The organism is Halomonas sp. 3F2F (assembly GCF_014897805.1).
Taxonomy (GTDB): Bacteria; Pseudomonadota; Gammaproteobacteria; order Pseudomonadales; family Halomonadaceae; genus Vreelandella.
Window position 1 is genome coordinate 90,244 of the sequence record NZ_JABUZE010000182.1, and the last position, 10,852, is coordinate 101,095.

Here is a 10,852-nt window from a genome sequence, read left to right on the forward strand (position 1 = left end):
AAAGGGCGCGCTTTGCTTTCGTAGTTTGTGATGGCGGTTACTCTTAATCGTCCTCGTCCCAGTGTTCCATCGCGCGTTTGTCATCGGGAAGTCGGACGATGTCGCCTACGTTAAGCTTGTGGTGGGATTCGTGGTGGTGCCCGTGTCGGTCAAGAATGGCGGCAACGCTGCCGATGCTGACGGCATCTTCATCACGATAGGCTTCTACTTTTACCCGCACAATGCGGCCTAGATAACGGGCGGAGAGCATGGCGCCTGGGTAGGGCGGCGTGTGGTCGGGGTCATTCTTAAAAAACTCTACAACGCTTGCGCTGCCAGGTTCGTCCCATTCGATATGCTGATGCATTGTCAGTGTCCTTTTGTTGAGCGGTATCAGATAGCGTGATGTTTAAGTGTAGTGTGCGTTGGTGTGATAGAGCCAATCACTGCTGAAGCATGGGGATGTCGTGGATCCGCTGCACTCACATTCGCTGGTTGGATAGCTTTGTCTTCAAAAGAACAAGTCTTCAAAAGAACTTGTCTTCAACAGCCGTGGGGGTAATACCTTTCTGTGTGCTGTTTTCACGTTGGTTAGTGCATTAACCGATTCTTGCCGATGGTATTGGCTTATTCGTGTTGAATAGTATGGTTAACACTATGACGGCGGGGGCAGTGCTATTGGGCAAGCATTTGAGCGTTTAACCAACAGGAGATCCTAAGCCATAAGAGACGTTAAGTATCCGTATGCGAGTTGGGAGGTGGCCGGTAGGGTTTGTTACTCCTTGATGGCGAGTCTCGGGTAAGCCCTGATGTTTCCAGGCTGAAGGTTTGTAAACGGGTAGGGCAGGCATAAAGGCGCTGTAGTAAATCAGCAAGCGCTGCTTCATCTAGCTCTGGGTCTAAGCCCCCCAACCGTTCTAGCCACGTGCGCCTGATGGCGATGTAGGGAGGAACAGCGACGCCTGCGCCTAAAAAGCACTGGAGTAAGCGTTCGGATAAGCGGGGTGGTTCGCTGCCAATCAAAAGAGCATCCAGCGTGTACGTGTCTAGCTGGGGATAAAGTAAACACCATAGTTTGGCTGTTAGCGCCCGTTGCTGCATTGCAATCAGCAACCAATCAGCTTGGCTGAGATATGCGGCTTGATTGATCCTTGCGCCCAGTGGCTGGGAAGGGGTAACAAGAAAGTGCGCGCGGTAGCGTTGCTCAATGTCCGGCACGCGCGGATCGGCGGTGGCGCTGGTCACGATAATGGGAAGTGTGTGGTCTGCAAAGCCTGTTTGGCGAATAGCGCGCAGGTGACGTGGTAAAAGGGCACCTGTGACTGACGCATCAACAATAAAGCAGACCGTGCCCATGTGAGTGGCTTCCTGTGTTGTGAAACCTGTTTGTTATTAAATCTATCTGTTTGTAATCAATTGTAGGTGTGAGTTTCTTTTGGTATCAAGCTAAAGTTCACAGTGATGAGGAAAATAATAGATGCTTGATATGCACCATGTTGGTGCTTGCGGGTCTCTGGTTGGTCTTTATTGGTGCGTTTTTCTGAGCTAGGTGGCTTTTTAGGGCTAAGTTCGTTCTTTCGCAGAGCATTATGCTACATGAAGAAGCGCAGTATTTTATTTTTTATCTTTTATAAAACAAATGCTTGTTGTTTTTTTATGCCATATTGGTGCAGAGTTGGCATGTTCCGTGCTTGGTATTAGGCAGCGGCTAGCGGGTCGTAGGCAGATGCCTCTCGGCGTGCTACAACGATAGCCGGTTTGTTTAATAACTCTTTTATCGGTAGCTTACTGTCACAAGCTTAAGCCACGTTCATACCGGAGGACACTATGTCAGCCAAGACTCTCGCGCTAATCGAAGAACATGATGTTAAATGGGTAGATCTGCGTTTCACCGACACGCGCGGTAAAGAGCAGCACGTCACCGTACCGGCACGGGACGTGGACGAAGAGTTTTTTGAAAATGGTCAGATGTTCGATGGTTCCTCTATCGAGGGCTGGAAAGGCATCAACGAATCCGACATGATTCTTCGTCCTGAAGATGGCACTGGTTTCCTCGACCCCTTCACCGAAGACGCTACCCTGATCCTGCGTTGCGATATCATCGAGCCTGCCACTATGCAGGGCTATGACCGTGACCCGCGTTCTATTGCCAAGCGCGCAGAAGCTTACCTGCAGTCCACCGGCCTGGGCGACACCGCCTTCTTTGGCCCTGAGCCTGAGTTCTTCATTTTCGACGAAGTCCATTGGAAATCTGACATTCAGGGTTCCATGTACAAAATCACCTCTGATGAAGGTGCTTGGGCGACCAGTAATCAGGTAGAAGGTGGCAACTTGGGGCACCGCCCGCGCGTTAAAGGCGGCTACTTCCCGGTTCCCCCGGTTGATAGTTTCCATGACATGCGTGGTGCAATGTGTAACACCCTGGAAGCGATTGGCCAGACCGTTGAGGTTCACCACCACGAGGTTGCTAACGCGGGTCAGAACGAAATCGGCGTTAAATTCAACACGCTGGTGAAGAAAGCTGACGAAGTTCAGGAAATGAAATACGTGATCCACAACGTGGCTCACGCTTACGGCAAAACTGCTACGTTCATGCCGAAGCCGCTGGTAGGCGACAACGGGTCTGGTATGCACGTACACCAGTCGTTCTGGAAAGATGGCCAGAACCAGTTCGCGGGTGACGAGTACGCTGGGCTTTCCGAAATGGCGCTTTACTACATTGGCGGTGTGATCAAACACGCTCGTGCTCTGAACGCCTTCACGAACGCGTCTACTAACTCGTACAAGCGTTTGGTGCCAGGCTTTGAAGCGCCGGTTATGTTGGCTTATAGCGCTCGTAACCGTTCTGCCTCTATCCGTATTCCGTATACCGCCAGCCCGAAAGGTAAGCGTGTTGAAACACGTTTCCCTGACCCGACTGCTAACCCCTACCTGGCGTTCGCGGCGCTGCTGATGGCGGGTATCGACGGTATTAAGAATAAGATTCATCCTGGCGATGCCATGGATAAGAACTTGTACGACCTGCCGCCAGAAGAAGGTAAGTCAGTACCGACCGTTGCCAACAGCCTGGACCAAGCGTTGGAAGCACTCGATGCAGACCGCGCGTTCTTGACCGAAGGTGGCGTGTTTACTGATGATATGATCGATGCATACATCGACCTCAAGATGGAAGAAGTGGAGCGCATTCGCATGACCACTCACCCGATTGAGTTCGATATGTACTACAGCTGTTAAGAGCGATTGCTAAGCACAGCAGCTAGTATCACTCCCTCGGGTGTGACTGGCCTAAAACCCCGCTTCGGCGGGGTTTTTTTATACCACTGAATAGTGAGACGAAGAGGTCTGTTTGCAAGGGGAGAACGCTGTCTGCGGCGCCGCACTGATGCGGTGAGTATTTTTATTGATGATGAGTCATGCGCACTATAATGGTGCAATAAGTGACAGGCTGACCGCTCGGACTGCGCTATAACGGCTCGCTACATCCCCGCCCCCTGCTCATTAGCCGTGCAAGTGGCCAATTGGCGCGCTTTTTGCAGTTTCTCTTTCATACGCTCGATAACGCTATTTTTTACAGCGACGCTTCAGGATACGCCATGTACCAGCGCTTACTTGAACACCTCACCACTGCAGTCTTACTGCTAGACGGTGAACTCCGTGTTCGTTGGATGAACCCGGCAGCGGAAGCGTTGCTAGCGGTGAGTTTTAGCCGTGTGCAGGGCATTAGTTTAGACACTCTGTTAGGGGGCGATGAGAGTATTGATGATGTCCTCGCTAAAGCGCGGGATGCCTTTCATCCCTATACCCAACGCGAAGCACGCATTACGCCGCTGAACAGCGAGCCATTAACGGTGGACTACACCGTGACCCCGCTTTCAGCCGATGAACTATTACTCGAAGTAGAGCCCCGTGATCGGCTAATGCAGATTTCCCGGGAAGAAGCGCTGACCACCCGGCAAGAGACCATCAAAGTGTTGGCGCGGGGCTTGGCTCATGAAGTTAAAAATCCCTTAGGCGGGATTCGTGGTGCTGCCCAATTATTGGAGCGCGATCTGGATGATCCTGCACTGCGTGAATTCACCCATATTATTGTGGAAGAGGTGGATCGGCTGCGAGATTTGGTCGACTCCATGTTGGGCCCCAATCGCATCGTCAAACATGAGCCGGTCAATATCCATAAGGTGTTAGAGCGGGTGCGAGCGCTGCTGATTGCCGAGCATCCGCATATTGAGATCCGTCGTGATTATGACCCGAGTTTGCCGGATCTTTCTGGCGATGAATCTCAAATGATTCAAGCGGTGTTGAATGTGGCACGTAACGCGGTACAGGCCATGAGTGATGCAGCAACGCCTTCGCCGGAACTTATGCTGCGCACCCGCGCACGCCGCCAATTTACGCTGGGGGCTGAACGCCATCGTTTAGTCAGTGAAGTGGGGGTTATTGATAATGGCCCTGGCATACCTGAAACGTTACGTGAAACGCTTTTCTATCCCATGGTTTCTGGGCGCGCTGAAGGTAGCGGCCTAGGGCTATCAATTGCTCAATCGATTTTGCACCAACATCAAGGATTGATCGAATGCGACTCACGCCCAGGGCATACCGAATTTCGTTTACTGATTCCATTGGTTGTTAATTTCACCGGAGAAGCGTCATGACTGAGGCGACACAAACCGATGTAGCACGAGTGGTTATTGTCGATGATGACCGCGCCATCCGTTGGGTATTAGAGCGGGCCTTAGCGCAGCCAGACCTGGATATAGAGTGTATTGAACGCGCCGATACCGCGCTGGAGCGACTGTTAGAAAATCCACCGGATGTGCTGGTGACTGACATTCGTATGCCCGGCATTGATGGGCTGGATTTAATGTCCCGGGTGCGTGATGCACACCCTGACCTGCCGGTGATTGTGATGACCGCGCATTCGGATCTCGACAGTGCCGTGGCGTCTTACCAAGGGGGCGCCTTTGAATACCTGCCGAAACCCTTTGATGTGGACGAAGCGCTGGCGCTGGTGCGCCGTGCGGTCGCTCATGCAAGAGAGCGCCAGCGCCCGGTCAGCGTACCGGAAGGGTTGAGTGCTGAGATTATTGGTGAAGCGCCCGCTATGCAGGAAGTGTTTCGCGCCATCGGGCGGCTTTCCCACTCCCACATCACGGTGTTAATTAACGGTGAGTCTGGCACCGGTAAAGAGCGTGTTGCTCAGGCGCTCCATCAACATAGCCCGCGAGCAGGCAAGCCGTTTATAGCGCTGAATATGGCGGCAATTCCCCGGGACTTGATTGAGTCCGAACTATTCGGCCATGAGAAGGGCGCGTTTACAGGGGCAGCGCAACAGCGCCAAGGTCGCTTTGAACAGGCTAACGGCGGAACGCTGTTTCTTGATGAAATTGGTGACATGCCCGCTGAAACGCAAACGCGCTTGCTGCGTGTGTTAGCGGATGGTGAATTCTATCGCGTGGGTGGCCATACGCCTGTAAAAGTTGATGTACGTATTATTGCCGCGACCCATCAGAATCTAGAATCGTTAGTTGACGATGGGCGGTTTCGCGAGGACTTGTTCCACCGCTTAAACGTGATTCGCGTTCATCTGCCGCGCCTTTCCGAACGTCGGGAAGATATTCCGCGTTTAACGCGTCATTTCTTAGCGGAAGCTGCCAAAGAGCTGACCACCGATATCAAGGTGTTAACGCCCGAAGCAGAAGCGCATCTTACCCGTTTGCCGTGGCCGGGTAATGTTCGTCAATTAGAAAATATTTGCCGTTGGCTAACGGTCATGGCTTCCGGCCGCGAAATTCTCATTGAGGACTTGCCCCCAGAACTGCTCTCGGTCAGCGCTTCTGAAGGTAGTGTTTATGGCGATTGGCGTTCCGCGTTCAGGGATTGGGCTGACCACGCCCTGGCAGAAGGCCATACCCATCTGCTGGAAGAAGCCGTGCCGGATTTTGAACGTATTCTGATTGAAACGGCGCTGAAACATACCGGTGGGCGCAAAGGGGAAGCTGCCGAATTGCTCGGCTGGGGGCGCAATACTCTTACTCGTAAATTGAAAACGCTGCTGCCTGCGCTGGCAGATGATGCCTAACCGCCCCTTCTTTTAACAAATAACCTGTTAGCGACCAATCTATTCGCAACCCATCTGTCAGCGGTTACTCCGCCGCTGGCAGTACAAAAACAGCATCTGCTAATGCAGAGTCGGGTGACTCGCAGGTTTCTGTTGACCAGGGCAGTAAGCTGAAGGTGTGATCTACCCCCAGCCCATCAAGTTGGTGGGGCACACCATCTTGGTAAATTACATGGCCTAAACCCATTAAGCCAACGGCCAATTTACCCTCCAAGGCGGCGTTAGTCAGCCCTTCGGCCATCGCGACATCCCAGCTAAGCTGGGCCTGTAAAAAGCGTCTTAGCATAGCGGGGTCGTCGTCACCCATTGCATGCTGGTCAAATACCTCTTTTAAGCGCATTTCATAGCCAGCGCTTGGCGGTAACGGTGCAGGTATATGGTGTCGCTGGTCGGCAGGCACGCTGCTGAAGCCGTCACGAGCTAAGCGCTGACGCAGCTCGGGCGTAATGTTGAGGGCGATCAGAGGAATCTGTTGAACACGCGCGAAATGGAGAATGGGTAAGTAAAGATCAGCATCAAACCCCCAGTTCTCCTCCCAGCCGGACTGTTCCAGCAGCGCTTCTTCGGATAACAAGCCCGCAACCCAATCATCGAGTGCGGGTTGCGCTTCCCGGGGCAGCATTTCTAACCCGATGACCATATCGTCACGCAGCGCGTAAAGCCCCGCTAGGGTGTACAACTGCCAGCGGTGGTGGTCAACGGCATCATGCTGCTCGCCCAATAGGACAACCTGGTGCTGTATTGCTTGGGCTAAAACAGCGCTGTTAGCAACGACATGTTGCGATTGCCACCACTGGCCAGGAAGAGGGCGGCTGGCATGAGCCGCTAAAGGTAGCCAGCCTAGAGTCATGGCAGCGATGAAATGGTGGCGCATGGGCGTTGTGTCCTAGCGTTCTTCTGCTTTAAGGCGATTGATCTCAGTCAGAATAGCTTCTGCTTCTTCCGTCAATGTGGCGTTAGCTCTCATGTCACCATTGCGCGAAGCTTGCATTGCGGCCTGTAATTTACGCTCGTAATCTTGCTGAAGTTTTTTCTTGGGATCGCGTTTAAATAGACCAAGCATGAGTATTCTCCTGTTGTTTGTACATCATTTGTATAGCTTTGCTTGGCGTATGTCGACTATTTTCCCGAGTCACCACACCGCCATTCCCGAGTGGGGTAATCGGGAATCCATCTTGACCTTGACCTGCAGCCGCCCGAAAACCCAGGTCAACATGGATTCCCGCTAAGGGCCTGCGGGAATGACGAGGGCGGCTCGGAAGGCTGGGATGGAGTCACCGCACCGTCATTCCCGAGTGGGGTAATCGGGAATCCACCTTGACCTTGACCTGCAGCCGCCCGAAAACCCAGGTCAACATGGATTCCCGCTAAGGGCCTGCGGGAATGACGAGGGCGGCTCGGAAGGCTGGGATGGAGTCACCGCACCGTCAGGGCCTGTGGGAATGACGAGGGCGGCTCGGAGGGCTCATCGTCAGGCACTGATTAAACAAAAAAAACAGCCCATCGGCTAATGCCAGTCAGGCGTTAAGAGCGCTATTTTCAAAGGCATCGTTTTTAAGGACATCGTTTTAGAGACGTTTTTTTAAAGACATCGCTATTGAAGGCACAGCTCTAAAAACCGCTCGAAATCGGAAAGTATTGTATCAAGACTGTTCTGCAGGCGATGGTCATCGTCAATCATGCGTAGTGAAAGTCGCTGACAGCGGGCATGTTCAATGACTGGGCCTGGCGGTACGACATCATCTCGCCAGCCATGAATGATATGCGTGTGTTGTGCTTGCAGTGTGATTGAGGTTTGCGGGTAATCTGGCAAGCCAAGAGCAGGGGCTAATAAAAAACAACCTAACACAGGTTCCTGGGCACTCACCGCTGCACTTAACCATCCGCCGAGACTGGAACCCGCTAAAACACAGTTAGCCAGTGTGTCGTTGCGTTCATCAATCACGGCAAGTAAATGCGCTAAACGCTCCTGCGGCTCTTTTAAGCCACGGTAGTCCATGACGACGGGTTCGCAGTTCTCAAACTGCTCAGCAACCCCTTTTAGCGCTTGCACTTTCAGGGCACCAGGTCCGCTTTCCAGGCCGTGTGAAAGGTAAACCGTCACCATGGCCATTAGCTACTTGCGGAGCGCTGAATAGCTTCGCCGCCTCGTTCAATATCTTCGCCTGCGCCGCGAATAGTGTTGCAGCCACTTATGACCAGAAGTGTCACCATCATCAATAAACTGATCGCCATTGCACGCTTCATCGAAGGAATCCTCATCAGCTGAGCGCTTGTAGAGAGATTTTAGGTACGCTGCCATTAAAAATAATCGTTGCAGGCAGTTGGTGCCATCAATTTCCCGTCGTTTGAGCGCTGGCTGGCCGTGTGATTTTGTCGCATGTGTCAGTTTTAGCCATGAAATAGCGGCGTTTATCTCTTAGCCTGGTATTGCGGTTAGTTTTTAAGATATTGTTTCTGATATGTTTTGTTGTTAAAAATGGCACTTGGCCTATTGTCTGCAGTAATCTGACTACAGCCGTAATGTTGTGACTTTAATTTTTAAGTGGAATTAATCGCCAAAAACGCTTTGCAACAACGTTAGCCACAATGAGTAAACAAGCGTGAGCAGGCTAATAGGTAATTAGGGAAGGCATGGAGCCATGGTAGCAAAAGGACGTGAAAGGACATTTAGCCTGCTCACCCTTATCAGTGTAAGGAAACGCTGATCATCACCGCCAGGGAACAGCATTGATGCAAAATCACCATCTCGTGAAAGCGAGGTGGTTTTTTTGCGTCAATTAATTGTTTTTAACACTTTGATTCTTATGTATATTTAACTTTTCCATATTTTTTGAACAACTTTTGTATCAATAAGCGTGACATTTTGGTCTATCCTCTGGTGTAAACCAAAATGTAGCGGTTAGAAGACGTCAACGTCGCAGCCGCACACTTCCAGGGACAAGCGCTATGGCGATGGTATTGATGTTATGCATGTTTGTGCTGTTTCTAGGGTTTTCGGGAGTCGGTCTTTATATGATGTTCAAGACATCGTTTATGACCACAATAGAGGATCGTGACGATATGCCTCCCGATATGTAGATAATTAAAACAATAGATAGTTAATCGACAATACCAAAAGCCACCTGCGTCCACGTTGGTGGCTTTTTGCTTTTATTGATACGGCGTTGAGCGACCAACCGCAGAGGGTTATCCCATCCAATAAAGACTCAGTAGCGCAAAGCCATAGCCCATGGCTGCGCCAGCAATGACATCGCTGACATAATGCAGCCCAAGCCCCACCCGCGAAATGGCAATCAGTAAACTAAGGGGAATCACAATAGGTAGCAACCAGGGGGTATGAGCGGCGACCAACACGCTGAACATCACCGCATGCATGGTGTGACCACTGGGGAAGCTGTATTTGTCTCGGGCAGGCTCGCCACAGTGGACGCCACCGAGGTAGGTGATAAACGGACGTTCGCGACACAGCCGCGTTTTTACCAACTTATAAATAGCGACTGCAAACAGTGCGATGGCGCTGTACTGCATGATTCGCCAAGCACCGTTAGGCTGTAACCAGGGCTGTGCAGCGATTAATAATACCCAGACAGGCCAGTCTCCCAGCTTACTTGCCGTTTGCAGCGTTAGCCGCCAGGGGCGATAAAGCGATAGGTGTGTTACCCGTTGGCAAAGCTGCCATTCAAAGACATCAAGACGATCGAATACGACAAGCGGACGCGGACGCATGGTGAGCCTCCTGGGCGTTTTGTAAATAGCGTAAGAACTGCTCTGCGATTCCCGGCCAGCTTTGCTCTAGCGCGCGTAGGCGGGCGGTTCTACCTAGGCGAGCGTAGTCAGCAGGGTGCTGGCATAACGCGACGGCAGCCTGTTGAAAGGCAAGCGCATCGCCAGGGGGAACGGTGATGCCGTTGTGCCTGCTTTGAATCAGCTCAGCGCTGGCGGCGTGGTGATAGGCCACGACTGCTAGCCCGCTGGCCATGGCTTCAGTCACCACATTTCCCCATGTTTCTGACTGAGAGGGGAAAATAAATATATCGGCACTGGCATAGTGGCGTGCTAGTGCCTGTTTATTCACAAAACCGGTGAAATGAGCATCTGGTAGCGCTTTTTGTAACTGAGCGCGGCCTGGGCCATCGCCAACAATGACGTGTGCCATATCGGGGCGTACGTCACTCATGGCCTGCAGCGTTTCTTGCAGTAACGCGAGGTTTTTTTCTGGAGCTAAGCGGCCCACATACAGCGCAACAGGTTGATGTTCGCTAACCCCCCACTGTTCGCGTAGGGTGTCGTCGCGGTGGGCTGGGGAAAATATATCGCCATCAATGCCGCGTGAGAGTACCTTTACACCGCGGATATCCTGAGCGCGTAGCGCTTCAGCCTGTTGTTGAGTGGGCACAAGGGTAAGGTCGCAGCCGTTATGGAAGTAGCGTAAATATCGCCGCGTGGCGGCAGCTAGCCAGGAAACCCCGTAGTCATGGCAGTAGTGATCGAAATTAGTATGCCAGCCAGCCACTAAAGGTATGTTCAGTTGGCGTGCAGCCTGTCGAGCTGCCCAGCCCAGCGGGCCCTGGGTTGCCAGATAAATAGAGTCGGGACGATGCTTCTGCCAGAAACGGCGAAGTTTTGAAGGTCTGGCAAGGCCAATCTGCACAGCGTTATAACCCGGTAGCGCTAACCGCCGAACCTGAAGCTCTTGGGACGGTTCTTGGTAAGTGGCTATTCAAAATTTATCGTGCGCTCAGACCCGTAGCC

Annotated in this window: 11 protein-coding genes and 1 pseudogene; 4 read left to right on the forward strand and 8 right to left on the reverse strand. The window is 52.2% G+C overall.

The features are described 5' to 3' along the window. Window positions 1-43: 43 nt before the first annotated feature. Both INT21_RS18760 and INT21_RS18765 read right to left on the reverse strand, forming a co-directional pair. The gene (locus INT21_RS18760) at window positions 44-346 is read right to left on the reverse strand and encodes a hypothetical protein (RefSeq protein WP_193061183.1); all 303 of its coding nucleotides are present in this window, start codon (window positions 344-346) and stop codon (window positions 44-46) included. A gap of 365 nt (window positions 347-711) precedes the next feature. After that, window positions 712-1,335 carry a hypothetical protein gene (locus INT21_RS18765; protein WP_089039989.1) on the reverse strand — a complete coding sequence of 208 codons (624 nt, stop codon included), beginning with the start codon at window positions 1,333-1,335 and terminating at the stop codon, window positions 712-714. Window positions 1,336-1,806: 471 nt separating this feature from the next. Here INT21_RS18765 and glnA point away from each other — a divergent pair, with 471 nt between their 5' ends. The 3 genes from glnA to glnG all read left to right on the forward strand — a co-directional run bounded on the left by glnA (window position 1,807) and on the right by glnG (window position 6,058). Then, complete coding sequence (glnA, locus tag INT21_RS18770) at window positions 1,807-3,213, forward strand: glutamate--ammonia ligase (protein WP_089039988.1); 1,407 nt, start codon at window positions 1,807-1,809, stop codon at window positions 3,211-3,213. A 359-nt stretch (window positions 3,214-3,572) separates the two neighbouring features. After that, complete coding sequence (gene glnL, locus INT21_RS18775) at window positions 3,573-4,631, forward strand: nitrogen regulation protein NR(II) (protein WP_193061182.1); 1,059 nt, start codon at window positions 3,573-3,575, stop codon at window positions 4,629-4,631. Further along, a complete protein-coding gene (glnG, locus tag INT21_RS18780) occupies window positions 4,628-6,058 on the forward strand; it encodes a nitrogen regulation protein NR(I) (protein ID WP_193061181.1) in 1,431 nt (476 codons plus the stop codon). The genes glnL and glnG overlap by 4 nt, the downstream gene beginning before the upstream one ends. Before the next feature lie 64 nt (window positions 6,059-6,122). Here glnG and INT21_RS18785 read toward each other — a convergent pair whose 3' ends face one another. Then, window positions 6,123-6,971: a ChaN family lipoprotein gene (locus INT21_RS18785; protein ID WP_193061180.1), complete on the reverse strand. Its 849-nt coding sequence runs from the start codon at window positions 6,969-6,971 to the stop codon at window positions 6,123-6,125. A 12-nt stretch (window positions 6,972-6,983) separates the two neighbouring features. After that, on the reverse strand, window positions 6,984-7,160 hold the full coding sequence (locus INT21_RS18790; RefSeq protein ID WP_193061179.1) for a DUF6435 family protein: 177 nt from the start codon (window positions 7,158-7,160) through the stop codon (window positions 6,984-6,986). Between INT21_RS18790 and INT21_RS18795 the strand changes: the two genes are divergently transcribed. Continuing rightward, window positions 7,159-7,326 carry a hypothetical protein gene (locus tag INT21_RS18795; protein WP_193061178.1) on the forward strand — a complete coding sequence of 56 codons (168 nt, stop codon included), beginning with the start codon at window positions 7,159-7,161 and terminating at the stop codon, window positions 7,324-7,326. The two genes, INT21_RS18790 and INT21_RS18795, sit on opposite strands and share 2 nt — an antisense overlap. Before the next feature lie 365 nt (window positions 7,327-7,691). Here the strand turns inward: INT21_RS18795 and INT21_RS18800 are convergent, their stop codons facing one another. The 4 genes and pseudogenes from INT21_RS18800 to INT21_RS18815 form a co-directional block, all read right to left on the reverse strand. Continuing rightward, window positions 7,692-8,204 (reverse strand): YqiA/YcfP family alpha/beta fold hydrolase, encoded by a 513-nt coding sequence (locus INT21_RS18800; protein WP_193061177.1) that lies wholly within the window; start codon window positions 8,202-8,204, stop codon window positions 7,692-7,694. Window positions 8,205-8,209: 5 nt separating this feature from the next. Further along, the gene (locus tag INT21_RS18805) at window positions 8,210-8,344 is read right to left on the reverse strand and encodes an entericidin A/B family lipoprotein (protein WP_193061176.1); all 135 of its coding nucleotides are present in this window, start codon (window positions 8,342-8,344) and stop codon (window positions 8,210-8,212) included. A 942-nt stretch (window positions 8,345-9,286) separates the two neighbouring features. Beyond that, window positions 9,287-9,826: a phosphatase PAP2 family protein gene (locus INT21_RS18810; RefSeq protein ID WP_089039983.1), complete on the reverse strand. Its 540-nt coding sequence runs from the start codon at window positions 9,824-9,826 to the stop codon at window positions 9,287-9,289. Then, window positions 9,789-10,799, reverse strand: a pseudogene (locus INT21_RS18815) (glycosyltransferase family 4 protein); the annotation flags it as partial. The gene INT21_RS18810 and the pseudogene INT21_RS18815, both read right to left, overlap by 38 nt. Window positions 10,800-10,852 lie beyond the last annotated feature (53 nt).

Bases quoted from the DNA above. Each gene is read 5' to 3' on its own strand.
- INT21_RS18760 (WP_193061183.1), bottom strand. From the start codon at position 346: ATGCATCAGCATATCGAATGGGACGAACCTGGCAGCGCAAGCGTTGTA.
- INT21_RS18765 (WP_089039989.1), bottom strand. From the start codon at position 1,335: ATGGGCACGGTCTGCTTTATTGTTGATGCGTCAGTCACAGGTGCCCTT.
- glnA (WP_089039988.1), top strand. From the start codon at position 1,807: ATGTCAGCCAAGACTCTCGCGCTAATCGAAGAACATGATGTTAAATGG.
- glnL (WP_193061182.1), top strand. From the start codon at position 3,573: ATGTACCAGCGCTTACTTGAACACCTCACCACTGCAGTCTTACTGCTA.
- glnG (WP_193061181.1), top strand. From the start codon at position 4,628: ATGACTGAGGCGACACAAACCGATGTAGCACGAGTGGTTATTGTCGAT.
- INT21_RS18785 (WP_193061180.1), bottom strand. From the start codon at position 6,971: ATGCGCCACCATTTCATCGCTGCCATGACTCTAGGCTGGCTACCTTTA.
- INT21_RS18795 (WP_193061178.1), top strand. From the start codon at position 7,159: ATGAGTATTCTCCTGTTGTTTGTACATCATTTGTATAGCTTTGCTTGG.
- INT21_RS18790 (WP_193061179.1), bottom strand. From the start codon at position 7,160: ATGCTTGGTCTATTTAAACGCGATCCCAAGAAAAAACTTCAGCAAGAT.
- INT21_RS18800 (WP_193061177.1), bottom strand. From the start codon at position 8,204: ATGGTGACGGTTTACCTTTCACACGGCCTGGAAAGCGGACCTGGTGCC.
- INT21_RS18805 (WP_193061176.1), bottom strand. From the start codon at position 8,344: ATGAAGCGTGCAATGGCGATCAGTTTATTGATGATGGTGACACTTCTG.
- INT21_RS18810 (WP_089039983.1), bottom strand. From the start codon at position 9,826: ATGCGTCCGCGTCCGCTTGTCGTATTCGATCGTCTTGATGTCTTTGAA.